The sequence below is a fragment of the Hoeflea sp. 108 genome, from assembly GCF_000372965.1.
Classification (GTDB): domain Bacteria; phylum Pseudomonadota; class Alphaproteobacteria; order Rhizobiales; family Rhizobiaceae; genus Aminobacter.
In genome coordinates this window covers 301,442-316,779 of sequence record NZ_KB890025.1, presented here as the reverse complement: position 1 = coordinate 316,779, position 15,338 = coordinate 301,442, and the positions used below count along the sequence as shown (strand labels likewise).

Annotated in this window: 10 protein-coding genes and 1 pseudogene; all 11 read left to right on the top strand. The window is 62.3% G+C overall.

Features of this window, described 5'->3' with window-relative positions; translation table 11 throughout:
- Positions 1-11: 11 nt before the first annotated feature.
- On the top strand, positions 12-1,268 hold the full coding sequence (gene phnA, locus B015_RS0127425; RefSeq protein ID WP_018430970.1) for a phosphonoacetate hydrolase: 1,257 nt from the start codon (positions 12-14) through the stop codon (positions 1,266-1,268).
- A gap of 13 nt (positions 1,269-1,281) precedes the next feature.
- A complete protein-coding gene (gene phnY / locus B015_RS0127420) occupies positions 1,282-2,736 on the top strand; it encodes a phosphonoacetaldehyde dehydrogenase (protein WP_018430969.1) in 1,455 nt (484 codons plus the stop codon).
- Between the two features lie 530 nt (positions 2,737-3,266).
- Positions 3,267-5,819 (top strand): LuxR C-terminal-related transcriptional regulator, encoded by a 2,553-nt coding sequence (locus tag B015_RS31715; protein WP_157632935.1) that lies wholly within the window; start codon positions 3,267-3,269, stop codon positions 5,817-5,819.
- A gap of 135 nt (positions 5,820-5,954) precedes the next feature.
- Positions 5,955-7,637, top strand: a complete 1,683-nt coding sequence (locus B015_RS0127410) for a hydantoinase B/oxoprolinase family protein (protein ID WP_245262425.1) — start codon at positions 5,955-5,957, stop codon at positions 7,635-7,637.
- The gene (locus tag B015_RS0127405; RefSeq protein ID WP_018430966.1) at positions 7,634-9,688 is read left to right on the top strand and encodes a hydantoinase/oxoprolinase family protein; all 2,055 of its coding nucleotides are present in this window, start codon (positions 7,634-7,636) and stop codon (positions 9,686-9,688) included. Before B015_RS0127410 ends, B015_RS0127405 begins: the two co-directional genes overlap by 4 nt.
- A 3-nt stretch (positions 9,689-9,691) precedes the next feature.
- On the top strand, positions 9,692-10,762 hold the full coding sequence (locus tag B015_RS0127400; protein ID WP_018430965.1) for an ABC transporter ATP-binding protein: 1,071 nt from the start codon (positions 9,692-9,694) through the stop codon (positions 10,760-10,762).
- A 97-nt stretch (positions 10,763-10,859) separates the two neighbouring features.
- The gene (locus B015_RS0127395; protein ID WP_018430964.1) at positions 10,860-11,999 is read left to right on the top strand and encodes an extracellular solute-binding protein; all 1,140 of its coding nucleotides are present in this window, start codon (positions 10,860-10,862) and stop codon (positions 11,997-11,999) included.
- Between the two features lie 57 nt (positions 12,000-12,056).
- Positions 12,057-12,914 carry an ABC transporter permease gene (locus tag B015_RS0127390; RefSeq protein WP_018430963.1) on the top strand — a complete coding sequence of 286 codons (858 nt, stop codon included), beginning with the start codon at positions 12,057-12,059 and terminating at the stop codon, positions 12,912-12,914.
- Positions 12,908-13,711 carry an ABC transporter permease gene (locus B015_RS0127385; RefSeq protein ID WP_018430962.1) on the top strand — a complete coding sequence of 268 codons (804 nt, stop codon included), beginning with the start codon at positions 12,908-12,910 and terminating at the stop codon, positions 13,709-13,711. The genes B015_RS0127390 and B015_RS0127385 overlap by 7 nt, the downstream gene beginning before the upstream one ends.
- A gap of 154 nt (positions 13,712-13,865) precedes the next feature.
- Positions 13,866-14,150, top strand: a pseudogene (locus B015_RS32815) (aldehyde dehydrogenase family protein); the annotation flags it as partial.
- A 160-nt stretch (positions 14,151-14,310) separates the two neighbouring features.
- Complete coding sequence (locus B015_RS0127370) at positions 14,311-15,150, top strand: DMT family transporter (protein WP_018430959.1); 840 nt, start codon at positions 14,311-14,313, stop codon at positions 15,148-15,150.
- Positions 15,151-15,338 lie beyond the last annotated feature (188 nt).

The following is a 15,338-nucleotide window of genomic DNA, read 5'->3' as shown; positions in this document are numbered from 1 at the left end:
ACCTTTCTCCCATGAACAAGATGACCACGATCAACGTCAGCGCCAACGGCCGTACTTATGCGTGGCCGCGCGTGCCGGCGATTGCGATTTGCCTCGACGGCTGCGAGCCGGCTTATCTCGACGAGGCGATCAAGGCAGGCCTGATGCCGAATTTGGTGAAGATCCGCGCCAAGGGCACCGAGCGCACCGCTCACTCGGTCATCCCGAGCTTCACCAACCCCAACAATCTGTCGATCGCCACCGGCCGTCCGCCCGCCGTGCACGGCATCTGCGGCAACTATCTCTACGAGCGTGAGACCGGCAAGGAAGTGATGATGAACGATCCGCGCTTCCTGCGCGCGCCGACCGTCTTCCAGGCCTTCTACAACGCCGGCGCCCGCGTCGCCGTGGTCACCGCCAAGGACAAGCTGCGCGCCCTGCTCGGCAGTGGCCTGAAGTTCGACGAAGGCCGCGCCATCTGCTTCTCTTCGGAGAAGTCCGATGTCTCGACCAAGGCAGAGCACGGCATGGACAACGCGTCCGCCTGGCTCGGCAAGCCAGTGCCTGAGGTCTATTCGGCCGAGTTGTCGGAGTTCGTGTTTGCCGCCGGCGTCAAGCTGCTCAAGGAATTCAAGCCCGATGTGATGTACCTGACCACGACCGACTATGTGCAGCACAAATATGCTCCGGGTGTGCCGCAGGCCAACGCCTTCTACGAGATGTTCGACAAGTATCTCGGCGAACTCGATGCCTTGGGTGCGGCCATCGTGATCACCGCCGACCATGGCATGAAGCCCAAGCACAAGGCCGACGGCACCCCTGACGTCGTCTACGTCCAGGACCTGCTCGACGAATGGCTTGGCAAGGATACAGCCCGCGTCATCCTGCCGATCACCGATCCATATGTCGTTCATCACGGCGCGCTCGGCTCGTTCGCCACGGCCTACCTGCCGGAGGGTGCCGACCATGTCGATATCATGAAGCGCCTGGCCGCCATCGAGGGCATCGACGTCGTCATCGACAACGCCACCGCCTGCGAGCGCTTCGAGCTGCCGTCCGACCGCATCGGCGACATCGTGCTGGTGTCATCGGAGAACAAGACCATCGGCACCAGCGAGCACCGCCACGACCTCGCCGCATTGAACGAGCCGCTCCGTTCGCATGGCGGCCTGACCGAGCAGGCGGTGCCGTTCATCGTCAATCGCAAGCTTGAGACGCTGCCCAACGAGCCGGTTCTGCGCAACTTCGATGCGTTCTATTATGCCGCGCTTGCCGCAGCGCAGGCCTGAGGGAGGACCAAGGATGGTCAAGGCTGAAACAACGTTCAAGGTGCGCCACGAGCCGATGCGCATCGCCGGACGCAAAGTCGATGCCGATGGCGTCGTCAACGTCCACTACCCCTACACCAATGCGGTGATCGGCACGGTGCCGGCGGGGCGGGCCGAGCACGCCCGCCAAGCCTTCGAGATCGCGGCCAACTACAAGCCGAAGCTGACACGCTACGAGCGCCAGCAGATCCTGTTCCGTACGGCGGAGGCACTTGCCGCGCGCAAGGAAGAGATTTCCGATGTCATCACGCTGGAACTCGGCATCTCCAAGGCCGACTCCCTCTATGAGGTCGGCCGCGCCTATGATGTGTTCACGCTGTCGGCGCAGATGTGCATCCAGGACGACGGCCAGATCTTTTCCTGCGACCTGACCCCCCATGGAAAGGCACGGAAAATCTTCACCACCCGCGAGCCGCTCAGGGCGATCTCGGCGATCACGCCGTTCAACCACCCGCTCAACATGGTGGCGCACAAGGTGGCGCCGGCGATTGCCACCAACAATTGCGTGGTGGTGAAGCCGACGGAACTGACGCCGATGACGGCGCTTATCCTCGCCGATATCCTTTACGAAGCCGGTCTGCCGCCGGAGATGCTGTCGGTCGTGACCGGCATGCCCGCCGACATCGGCGCCGAGATGATCACCAACGACAACATCGAGCTGATCACCTTTACCGGCGGCGTGCCGGTCGGCAAGCTGATCGCCCGCACCGCCGGCTACAAGCGTCAGGTGCTGGAGCTCGGCGGCAACGACCCGCTGATCATCCTCAACGACCTGTCCGACGCCGACCTCGCCAAGGCGGCCGACCTTGCGGTGGCTGGTGCCACCAAGAACTCCGGCCAGCGCTGCACGGCGGTGAAGCGCATCCTGTGCCAGGAAAGTGTCGCCGACCGCTTCGTGCCGATGGTGCTCGAACGGGCGAAGAAGCTCAAATTCGGCGACCCGATGGACAGATCGATGGATCTTGGCACCGTTGTGCACGAAAAGGCCGCCGTTTTGTTCGAAAGCAGGGTCTACATGGCGGCCGAGCAAGGAGCGGAGGTGCTCTACGATCCCGGCCGCAGGGGCGCTCTGTTGCCACCGATCGTCGTCGACCGCGTGCCGCACAAGTCGGAACTGGTCATGGAAGAGACCTTCGGCCCTGTTATCCCGATCGTGCGCGCGCCCGACAATGACGACGAGCTGATCGCGCTGTCCAATTCCACCGCCTTTGGCCTTTCCTCGGGCGTCTGCACCAACGATTTCCGCCGCATGCAGAAATACATCGCCGGCCTGCAGGTCGGCACGGTGAATATCTGGGAAGTCCCGGGATATCGCATCGAGATGTCGCCATTTGGCGGGATCAAGGACTCGGGCAACGGCTACAAGGAAGGCGTCATCGAAGCGATGAAAAGCTTCACCAACGTCAAGACCTTCTCTTTGCCGTGGTAGCTTAGAACGCGGCCGTCGGTGCAGCCACAGGCGGCCGCCCTACAAGATATTCGCTGTTTGGACTAGATGCCCGGTGCTGATTGACAGCTCCCGCCGCAGACAGTGTCCGGCGCGACTGCGGATTTTCGGCGGCTGCATTGATATCGTCATCTGGTTCTTGATCATCCTTCGCTGAGTTGAAACCTCTTCGCCAGTTCTGACCTTTCGCCTGCATTGGGCCGACGGAGGTTTCAGACATATCAGCGCCGCAATGAGCTTTGGCTGCAGGGGCGCCAACGCAAATCGGCACTTCACGGCCTTGACGCCGCAAGGTGTACATTTTCGCCACCACGCATCATAACGGCAACGTTGGTTGATGCTGGATCCTGGCAGGAATGGTGGCGTTGTCGCCCGAACACATCTCTGAAGGTGGCGCCGATGCGCGCATGGCGCAGGTCAGGCGCGTCCGCGCGCTGAGGCTGCTCGATGATGCCGGCGACCGTCGCCTTACACTGGTCGTTGCGCCGGCCGGTTTCGGCAAGTCCTCCTTGATGAACCAGCGTTACAAGGACCTGCGCAAACAAGGCCATCAGACCGCTTGGGCTGCGCTCGATGGCGACGATCGCGACGGCACCCATTTCCTGCTCGGACTGCTCGGCGTTCTCACGGCGGCCCACATTGTCCCAGCGGCTGCTCAGGATTTTTCCAACCTGTCGCAGCAGCATGTTCTGGGGGTCATCCTGACCCAGCTGCAACGGCTGCGCCGTCCGCTATACCTGTTCCTCGACGACTATCATTTCGCCCAGAGCGAGGAAAACGACGCGACGCTGGCGCGGCTGTTGTTTTCGCCACAGGCACGAAACCTGAGGCTGCTGATCATCTCGAGGTCGGAGCCGAGATTGGCGATTTCGGCTATGCAGCTGAATGGCCAGCTTACCTATCTGAAGGCCGCCGACTTGCGCTTCACGGCCGGGGAAGCCCAGAACCTGCTGGCCATGGCCGGGGTCAAGCTCGACAAAGCACAGATCGAGGCACTGGTCCGCAAGACAGAGGGCTGGGCCGTGGCGCTGCAGCTGGCTCGCGTGCTGCTGCGTGACGGGGCCGTGACCGATAGGGACCTGTTGGAGTTCAGCGGTACCCAGCTCGACATGGCGCGCTATCTGTCCGAACAGGTGTTTTCGTCGCTCTCAGCCCCCATGCAATCGGCACTGGTCGGCGTTGCGGCCCTGCCCTATTTCAGCGCCGAGTTGGCGAGCGCAGTTGTCAATCCATCGGCGGCCGCAGAACTGACGTCCGATATCGCCGTCGGCGGCCTGCCGATCGAAGCGTTGGACGATGGACACAAGCAATTCAAGCTGCATGCGGTGTTCCAGGAATACCTGATGCATGAAGCCCGCCTGCGCGGGCTGGATATCAACCAGATCAGGCGCAGTGCCGCACACTGGTATGCGGCGCGCCGTGACTGGGCCAGTGCCATTCGCCACGCTTTGCATGCGGAAGACTTCCGCCTTGCCGGAGAACTTTCCGAAAATGCCGGAGGGTGGCGGCAGGTCTATGCCGGTGCTCGCGGACTGCTCCAGCAGTTTCATGCACTTGCAGCGGTTTTGCCGGAGGCGGAAGCCGCTAAGTTCCCACGCAGTTTTCTCGGACTGGCCGTCGCGGCTGCCAAAGGTGGCAACCTGACGCTGGCAAGTCATTACTTCGAGCTCGTAAATCGAAAAATTGACCGCTCCGACAGTGTCCTGGTCAACGAAATTCGCCTGATCGGCGCACTCATGGCGCTGTACCGGGACGACCGCATCGAAGCCCTCGACCTGTCGCTACTCGAGCGCGACCTGACGCTGCTCGAGCTGACGGAGCCGGTACAGCGCGCGCTGACCTACAACCTGCTGTGCTTCCAATACCTGGAACGCAGCGAATTCGATCGCGCCGAGCGCCACGGTAACCTGGCGATCCAGTCCTTTACCCAGGCAGGAGCGCTTTTCGGGGCGATGCACCTCTACGCCCATGTTGGACAGGCACAGTTCTTTCGCGGCGACATGGAAGGCGCGAGTGCGGCCTACGAGCGCCTGGCTAGCGACGCGCAGAACGCCATCGGCAAGGGTTGCGACCTCGACGCGATCGCCCAGGTCCTGCTGGCCGAGACCCTGTCGGAGCGTGGCCTACATGATGGCGCTGAGCGCATCCTGGAATGGTCGCTACCGCATCTGGAAAAGAACGACTGTTGGTTCGACCTTTTGGCGGCAGCCTATCTGTCCCGCATTCGCGCACGGACAGTCCGCAACGATTTCGACGGCGTCGACGCCGTGCTCGAACAGGCAAGGCGCACCGCACAGCGCCGTGGTTTTCCTCGCCTGCAAAGGCTGGTCGCACGCGAACAAATGCGTGCGATCATCCACTTTGGCGACATTCAGGGCGCCAAGCGTTTTGCCGACCGTTTCGATCTCGGCCCGGAAACGGCGTTCGACGTCGAGCGCAACCGGCTTTCATTCCGGCTGCGCGGCGAGGTACCGGCCACGCTGTGGGTACGGGTCTGGATACAGGAAGGACAGACGGAACGCGCACTGGACATGTTGCAACGCCTGGAGGTGGCGCAGGAGCGTCCCTTCAGCGTGCCTCGAATGCTCCGGATGCGCCTGCTGGCGCTGCTGGCTGGCATAAAGGCAGGTAAGGCAGAGCGAACCGCCTCCGTGCTTGACGAAATCCTGCTGACCCTGCCCAGCGCAACCTACCGCGCGGCGTTTTTCGAAGAGGGTCCCGAAATGCTCGCCCTGCTGCGCCACCGCGCGCAGGAGGCCGGCCCTGACAGCCTGATCGCCCGGCGCGTCGGCCAGATATTTGCACCGGCAGATGCGTCCGCTCCGGGACAAGGCACATCCGAAACGGCGCCCGATCCCGCAAGCGCCCCGCATACGCTGACCCAGCAGGAACTGAAGGTCGTCTCATTGATATGCGGCGGCTTCTCCAACAAGGAGATAGCCCGGCACATGGACGTCAGCGAAAACACGGTGAAGTTTCACGTCCGAAATGTCTTCTCTAAGCTCAATGTCCATTCGCGCACCTCGGCCATCTCTGTCGCGCGGGAGCTAGGACTATTAGCCTAACCATCATTTCGGGTGGGGCCTTAACCAGGCAGCCCACCCGATTGGTCGGGTAGGCAAGTTTCTTCCACGATGCAACCTTTCCGTCTGGGCAGCAGATAGGCGCTGCAGTCATAAAGGTGCGGAATGGAGCAGCAAGTGCGAGCCGTCGATCCCGTGACCCAGGAGATCATCCAGGGCAAGCTACTGTCGATGGTCGACGAGATGGGCATCGTGATGGCGCGGACCAGCATGAGCCCCGTCATCTACGAGGTTCTGGATTTCGCTTGCGGCATCTGCACCCGCGACTGCGACCTGATTGCCCAGACCAATGGCATCACATTGTTCACCGGTACATTCGCCACCCAGGTTCGCAGCCTCGTCGAGAGGTTCGCCGACGACATGGCGCCAGGCGACGTACTGGTCACAAACGATCCCTATGCCGGAGGCACGCATTCCTGCGATCTGGCCATCATGCGCCCGATCTTTGCCGAAGGCCGCATCATCGCATTTGCCATCAATGTCGCTCACTGGCTGGACGTCGGCGGCGCGGTGCCCGGCAGCCTGCCTCCGGACGCCAATTCGGTGTTCCAGGAAGGCCTTCGCCTGCCTTGCGTCCGCATTGCGCGCGACGACAAGCTGTTGCCTGATATTGTCCGCATCATCAGCGAGAATGTCCGTCTGCCGGAAGTCGCGCTGGGCGACCTCAATGCGCAGCTTGCCACGGTGCGCATTGCCGAGCGCCGCATCCTGGAGATGGTCGAGAAATACGGCGCGGCTACCGTTCAGGACGCATTTGATCATCTCCTCGACGTCAGCGAGCGGCGCAGTCAAAACGTCATTGCGGCACTGCCGGATGGCATTTACGAGGCGACCGACATCATCGACGGCGATGGCATTTCCACCGATCCCATCGAAGTGAAGGTCGCCATCCGGATCGCGGGTGGCCGCATGGAAGTGGATTTCACCGGCTGCCCACCTGCCGCGGCAGGGCCTATCAACTGCGCGCGTGGGGCGCTCAGTTCAGCCGTGAAGACCATTTTCAAGGCGCTGGTGGCACCGCAGGAGCCATCCAACGAAGGATGGTTCCGGCCACTCTCGGTGATCGCTCCCGACGGAACGGTGTTCACGGCACAGAAGCCCTCGCCGACAGGTTGGTACTACGAAGGCTCGGTCCATGCCTCCGAACTCGTGTGGAAGGCCCTCGCACCGTTGATGCCTGAACGTTTCTCCGCCGGCTCCTACTCCAGCCTCTGCGTCACCTACATCAATGGCCGGACTGCCGACGGCGAGGAATTCATCCACATCGAGCCACAGCATGGCGGCTGGGGCGGCGCGCCCGGTCGCGACGGCGCAAGCGCGGTCATCGCCCTGACCGACGGAGATACCTACAACTACTCGGTCGAGTTGATCGAAGCCAAGTTTCCGCTCCACGTCCGGCGCTACGCGCTCAATGTCGAAGGCGGGGCCGGCGCAGGCCAGTGGCGTGGCGGCTTCGGGGTCGTGCGTGAATACGAGATTCTGTCCGGAGAGGCCGACGTCCACAGCGGCTTCGGCCGCTCGCGGACGCCACCCTGGGGCATGGACGGCGGCGGTGACGGCAGTCTCAACCGGCTCGATGTCGTCGACAAGAAGGCAGCGAACACCGTCACCTATGGCCGCCTGTCTCACCGCCGCGTCGTCAAGGGCGATCTGCTGCGCATCGCCACCGGCGGTGGCGGCGGCTGGGGCGATCCAGCGATGCGAAGCAGGGACGCGATCGCCGAGGACATCCGCTCAGGCTACATCAGCGCAGAGCGTGCGGCATCGGAATACAACCACCGGGGCACGGCGACGAAATGATCAGACTTGCAACCGATGTCGGCGGCACCTTCACCGATCTCGTCGGATATGACGAGAAGACGGGCAAGGTCTTCACCTCAAAGAGCCTGACCACTCCGCAGGACCAGTCGATCGGCGTGCTCGACGTGATCGACCGCGCAGAGAGTGCCAGCGGCCTGGACACGGACAAGGTCCGGTTCTTCGCCCATGGCGGAACGACGGTGATCAACGCGATCACCGAACGCAAGGGCGTCAGGACCGCGCTCGTCACCACAGCCGGGTTCCGCGACGTGCTCGAGATCGGCCGAGGCAACCGCCCGGATCTCTACAATCTCCAGTTCCACAGCCCCGAACCGTTCATCCCCAGGAAGCTGCGGACCGAGGTCCGCGAACGGGTTGGCGCGGACGGACGGGTCATCGAACCGCTCAATGAAGACGACGTGCGCGAGGCTGCACGCCTGTTCCTTGACGAGGGAGTTGAGGCCGTAGCGGTCATCTTTCTGCACAGCTACGCTCATCCGGATCATGAGAAGCGCTGCGCCGAGCTGTTGCGCGACCTGCTGCCTGATGTCACCGTCTGTGCCAGCTACGAGATCTCGCGGCAATGGCGCGAGTATGAGCGCACCAACACGGTTGCCCTCAACGCTTATGTGCAGCCGATTATCCAGCGCTACTTCGCCAATCTGGAAAAGGCGCTTGCCGCCAAGGGCGTGTATTCGGCCTATTATGCCATGCTGTCGAATGGCGGGGTCGCAACGTTCTCGCAAGCCGTCGCCAGTCCGCTGACCCTCGTCGAATCCGGCCCTTCGGGCGGCGCGGCTGGCGCAGCAAGGATCGGTGCGATCCTCGGCGAAAGGGATGTGCTTTATCTCGACGTTGGCGGCACCACGGCAAAATGCACGCTCATCCGCGACGGCAAGCCCAATCTCGATGCCGAATACAAGCTCGAATGGGCCCGTACCTTCCCCGGCTACCCGGTCCAGGTGCCGGTGGTCGACATCGTCGAGATAGGCTCGGGCGGAGGCTCGATCGCCTGGATCGACGCCGCCGGCGGTCTGCGGGTCGGCCCGAAAAGTGCCGGCTCTGCGCCCGGACCCGCCTGCTACGGATTAGGTGGAACCGAGCCGACTGTCACTGATGCCAAAGTGGCCATCGGGCTACTCGACCCTGCCGCATTCGCCGAAGGCGCCATGACCCTCGACGTCGAACTCGCGCAGCAGGCAATCGCCAGGCTGGCCGGACCACTCGGCCTATCGGTGGACGACGTCGCCCAGGCTATCATCGACGTTGCCGAGTCCAACATGATCAACGCACTGAAGCTGGTTACCGTCCAGCGCGGTCACGACCCACGCGATCTTGCTCTGGTCGTCAGTGGGGGCGCCGGGCCGATGTTGGCGGCTCGCCTCGGTCGCGAACTCAACGCCAAATCGATCATCATCCCACCGCATTCAGGCATCTTCTCGGCCTGGGGCATGCTGGCCGCGCATCCCCGCGCGGACATTCGCAAGACGTGGTTTTCGCCGCTCGTCGCCTCGTCACTCGACGAACTGGCCAAACTCTTCGCCGACATGGAAGGCGAAGCGCTGTCCTATTTCGACCGCGACAGCACGGACGGTGTCACCTTCAGCTACACCGTGGAAATGCGCTATCACGGACAGGAGCACAGCGTATCGACCCGGTTCACACCGTCGATGCAACTCGTCGATTTCGCCGAGGCTTTTCACACTGCTCACGAGACCGCCTATTCGTTCCGCCTGCCCGATGCACGCATCGAGGTGACGAACCTGCATCTTCAGGCCGAGATCGCCGGCAACGTCATCGACTGCCCGCCGATCGACAATGACGGCCGCACTGTCGCCAAGGCACGAAAAGGCGAACGCAAAGTCTATTTCGGCAACGATGGCGGCTGGAAATTGTGCGCTGTCTATGATCGTAACGGCCTGCCCTGCGGTGAGCGCCTGAGTGGCCCGCTGCTTGTCGAGGAGCCCACCACGACAACGCTCGTGCATGCAGGGCAAGTCCTGGAGGTCACCGACCGGGGCATCATGGTCATCACCGAAGAGGTCCGCTAGCCCATGGCCATCTCGATTGGAATTGACGACGTAACCAGGACCTTTGGCACGGTCAAAGCCCTGGAGCGCGTGGGTCTCAAGATCGAGGCCGGCGAATTCTTCACCTTACTCGGCTCGTCGGGTTCGGGAAAAAGCACGCTGCTGAAACTGATCGGGGGTTTTGATCGCCCCACCACCGGCCGTGTCTTGTTTGATGGGCAGGACGTCACCGACCTGCCGGCCAACCGCCGCCCTTCAAACACCGTCTTCCAGGACCTCGCTTTGTTCCCCCACATGACCGTGGGCGACAACGTCGCCTATGGGTTGAAGGTGAAGGGTGTGGCCGCCGCTGAACGCAAGAAGCGCGTAGACAGCACGCTTGCGCTGGTCGATCTGGCAGGATTTGCCCAGCGCAACGTCAATCTGCTCTCTGGCGGGCAACGGCAGCGGGTCGCTCTGGCACGCGCGCTCGTCATGGAGCCGGGCATCCTGCTTCTCGACGAACCCTTGACCGGGCTCGACGAAAGACTGCGCCAGCAGATGCGCGATGAATTCGGCAGGCTGCACCAGCGAACCGGTTCGACCTTCGTGCTGGTCACCCACAATCAGGACGAAGCGCTGAGCCTCAGCGACCGCATGGCGATCATGCACAAGGGCAGGCTCGAACAGGTGGGACGGCCGGCCGACTTCTTTGCCACTCCCGCCAATGATTTCGTCGCACGCTTCGTTGGCATGGAACGCGTCCTCAAGCCCGAAAGGCTCGAACGCAGCGGCGGCGACACTGTCGCCGTCATAGCCGGTGAGCGGCTGGTTCTGCCAGGCGCTCGCGACGTCGGGGAAATGGGACTCCTGGCGGTTCGTCCCGACCGCATTTCGCTCGCGAACGTGCATGCAGCGCCCGGTAGCTCACTTGCTGCGACCGTGGCTGGACGCCAGTTTCGCGGCCGGTTCTTCGACTTCTATCTGGAGCTTGGCGATGGCCAGAAGCTCGACGCCGAGATCCCGGTCGAGTTCGCCGAGGCCTGGCCCGAACCAGGCAATCCGGTACGACTCGAATTCGCCGGAGGCGCCTTGGTGCCCGTGCCCGCATCCTGAACTGCGGCGAACCGTGACACCTGATCATCCTGAGAAAATTTTCATAAAAAGAAGGGGTAACGCGATGACAAATAACATAAATTCTCTGAGCGACGCGATGTCGAGCAACATCAGCCGTCGTCAATTGCTCAAGACGCTCGGGGCCGGAGGCGCGGCATTGGCTGCCGGATCCGTGTTTCGGCCGATGTCGGCGCTGGCCGCGGGCGATCTGGCATTCTGGGCGACCGGCACGCTCGACGTCGGCGACGCCTGGTCGCGGGCAGCCGACGACGCGGGCCTGAACGTTGCCTTCACCGACAATGGCAACGACCCCGGCCCAGCCGTTGCGCGACTGGTCGCCGGCAACGCAAACGACCTCTTCGATATCGGTGGCCTGCAGGGCGGCGCCGAGAAGGAACTCGCAGTCCAGGGCGCGATCGTTCCTTGGGACCTGTCGAAGATCCCCAACTACGAAAACGTCTGGCAGTGGGCGAAAGACATCCCCTACCTGCATCATGACGGAAAGCAGTACGGCCTGCCGGCCGTCATCAACGCCGACTCGATCATCTATCGCCCCGACAAGCTCGGCAAGGTCGACAGCTACGGCGTCATCTTCGATCCGAAGCTGAAGGGCCAGGTGGCAATGGAAGACGCCTGGATCAACAGCGCCGTCTTTGCAGCCATGTACCTGAAAGAGACGGAGAACCAGAAGATCGGCAATCCGGGCAACTTGACCGCGGACGAGCTTGGCCTGGTGATGGAGTTCCTCATCAAGCACAAGAAGGATGGCCAGTTCCGCACCTTCTGGAGCGGCTGGGAGCAAGGCGTGCAGCTTGTCGGCGATGGCGAGGTGCTGGCCATGACGGGGTGGGAGCCCATCGTCTACGAAGGTCGCAAGCGCGGTCTGCAGGTCGAGTACGCAGCGCCCGTCGAAGGCTACGAAGGCTGGGGCAACAACTTGGTTCTGCTCAAGGGTGCGGTCGACCGCGGCCTTGGCGACGACGCCCACAAGTTCGCCAATTGGCTGCTCGACGGCTTCTATGGCTGCACGCTTGGCGAACAGCGGGGCTACGTCGTGCCGAGCGATCGCAATGTTGCTTACGCCGAGGCAAATGCGAGCCAGTTCGACCCGACAAAGGTCAAGGCACTGGCCGAGCACGTCAAGGCCAAGTTCAGCGGCAAGGTCGCCTGGCAGAACACGCGCCCGGACAATTTCCAGCTCTACGAAGAATGGTGGCAGAAGCTGCGTAACGCCTGATTGCGACCAACAGCGGCGGAGCGGTTCGCGCTCCCCCGCCTTTTTTCTGGAACCCAGATGAAATCGCCCGGCCTGCTACTCGCACTCCCCACCGCACTCGTCGTGCTGCTGCTGGGTTTCGTGCCTCTGATCGTCATCCTCGTCTGGAGTTTCTGGACCTGGGACCCCGCAACCTACTGGATCAGGCCGGAGTTCAGTCTGGCTGGTTATGAAGCGATACTCGAGGCCGGGCGCTGGAGCGTCATCGTCGGATCGCTGGGCAAGGCGTTCCTGACCGCCGCGATATGCGTCATCATCGGCTATCCCGCCGCGATGGCAGTGCATTTTCTGGCAAGCAGGCGCATGGCACTGCTGCTCATGGCGCTGTTCACCATCCCATTCTTCACCTCATACATGATCCGCGCCTTTTCCTGGCGGCTGGTGCTCGGCCGCAACGGCCTGATCAATGGCTGGCTGTTGGATCTCGGGATTGTCGACCAGCCGCTCGACTGGCTCCTGTTCTCCAATTTTGCCGTCAATGTCGGCCTCGTCGCCTCATACCTGCCATTCGTCATCTTTCCGCTGATCCTGTCGATGCAACGCGTCGAGCCATCGCTGCTCGCCGCCAGCCAGGATCTCGGCGCCGGCTTCTGGCGAACCTTCCGCTCTGTCCTGCTGCCACTCACCCAAGCCGGCATATTTGCCGGATTCCTCTTCGTCTTCGTCATGGCGGCAGGGTCGGCCACGGAAGTGCAGATGCTCGGCGGCGCTGCCGCATCGATGATCTCGGTGATGATCAACGACGTCATGCGGGTTGTGAACTTCCCGCTGGCCTTCGCGATCTCGACCCTGGTGCTGATCATCCTGTTCGGACTGATTTTCATCGGCAACCGACTGTTCAAGCTGACCAGCCTGTTCGAGGGGTTCACATGGTAGCCGGTTTCGAAAGCCGCCCGCTGAAGGCGGCCATCTGGCTGATGACAGCGATAGGGCTGGCGATCATCTATCTGCCGCCGCTCTATCTGGTGGCGGTGTCGTTCAATCCGGCGCTGCAGCCCGCCCTGCCGCCGCTGTCCGACATCAGCCTGACCTGGTATTTCGCGCTCGCCAAGGAACGCACCCTCATCAGTGCATTGCAGGAATCCCTCCTGGTCGCGACCATCACCGCGCTGGTGGCAACCGGTCTCGCGCTGTTGTCGGCCCTTGCCTACATGGACCTCGGCAAATGGCGCTCGCGCTGGTTCATGTTCGTGCTGTTGCCGATGTTCGTTCCAGGGATCATCCAGGGCCTGTCGCTTTCAGTCATATTCGGACGCATCGGACTGAAGCCGTTCTGGGGCACGGTTGCGGCGAGCCACCTGTTATGGGCGCTGCCATTCGCCTTCACCGTCATCCTCACAAGTATGGCAGCCGTCAGGCGTTCTTACCTGCTTGCCGCGTCCGACCTCGGCGCCTCCTGGTGGCGCCAGTTGGTCGACGTGACATTGCCACTGATCAAGCCGGGCCTGGTGGCCGCCTTCATCTTTTCATTCCTCCTGTCGCTGAACGAATTCGGCCGGGCCTTCTATCTGGTCGGGCGGCAGAACACGCTGCCATTGGCGATGTTCGGCAAGATGAACTCAGGCGCCTCGCCGACGATCTATGCCCTGTCGGGCTCGATCTTCCTGGCCTCGATATTGGCTGTGTCGTTCGTGCTGCTGGCAGCGCGAGCCAGGGATCGCAAACTGCGGTAGGGCACGGGTCGCCCGCCGCTTATCGACGCCGCCAGCACACCCGCACCGCCGGCTAGAAGCGCCATGTGCTGGACCTCGGCGGCAATGATCCGCTGATCATCCCCATCCACCTGTCCGACGACGCCCTCGCCAAGGCACCCGATCTCGCGATGGCCCGATCATGCGCGCCCCGGACAATGACGACGAGCTGATCTCGCCGTCCAACTCCACCGCCTTCGGCCTCTCCTCAGCTGTCTGCACCAACGATTTCCGCCGCATGCAGACATGCATCGCCGACCTGCAGGTCGGCACGGTGAATATCTGAGAAGTCCCGGGATATCGCATCGAGATGTCGCCATTTGGCGGGATCAAGGACTCGGGCAATGGCTACAAGGAAGGTGTCATCGAAGCGATGAAAAGCTTCACCAACGTCAAGACCTTCTCTTTGCTGCGGGCCTGAGCCTTGTCTTGAGCCGGCAAATCAGATGAGTGTGGATGAGGGAGCGCATGCGCTCCCTCATTTGCTTGGAGGGGAAATGCTGTTGCCTATTGCCCGGTCGCATTCGACCGGAACGCTGCCCATCCCGCCGCTTCCCCTGACGTCGCCGAAAGCCTGAACCATGTCCGGCTTCGCCCTTACCATCGTGCTGGTGGCAGCCTTCCTGCATGCGAGCTGGAATGCGGTCGTCAAGGCGGCAACTGACCGCGCCGTCGTCCTGGCGGCGGTGTCCGCCACCCATGCCACGCTTGGGCTTGTGCTGGTATTCTTCGCCACGCCGCCATCGCATGCGAGTTGGATCTACATCTTCCTGTCGACCGTCATTCACTACGGCTATTACGTCTTCCTGTTCCAATCCTACCGGCTGGGCGATCTTAGCCAGGTCTATCCCATCGCGCGTGGACTGGCTCCGGCGCTGGTGGCCTTCGGCGCCTATGTGATGATCGGCGAAACACTGCCGCCGCTCGGCTGGGCCGGGCTCGGTGCGATCACTTTCGGCATCGCCTTCCTTGCCTTCCAGCGCGGTGCGGCGCATGCCGATCCAAGGGCAGTCGGTGCCGCCGCGATCAACGGCGTGCTGATCGCTTCCTATTCGGTTATCGACGGCATCGGCGTGCGCCTCTCCGACAGCCCGTTCGGCTATATGGGTTGGTTGTTCCTGCTCGAATTCCCGGTGACGCTGTTCGTGCTGTTCCGCCGGCGCGGGAAGACCCACACCATCGATCTGCGCACGGTCGGGCTCGGCCTCATCGGCGGCCTGGGTGCCGTCTCGGCCTATGGTCTCGTCATCTACGCCAAGACCATAGCGCCTTTGGGCGCGGTCTCCGCCGTGCGTGAATCGAGCGTCATCATCGCCGCCCTCATCGGGCTGTTCATATTTGGCGAAAGACCCTGGCGGGCCCGCATTGTCTCGGCTGTCATCGTCGCCTGCGGGGTCATCGCGCTCGCCTTCTCCGGCTGAGTTCCAGATCTGCTATCTCATCTTTGTCGGGGATTTTGCGCTGCTGCACAAACAAGCGGCAGCCTTGTCACATGCCTGTCGCAACCCTGTGCATCACATAAGCTCAGCCTACCAGATCATAAAAAGAATAGATTTTACTTATTGACCCCTCGTTCCCACTATCGACCATGGACGAGGCACAAACGGGT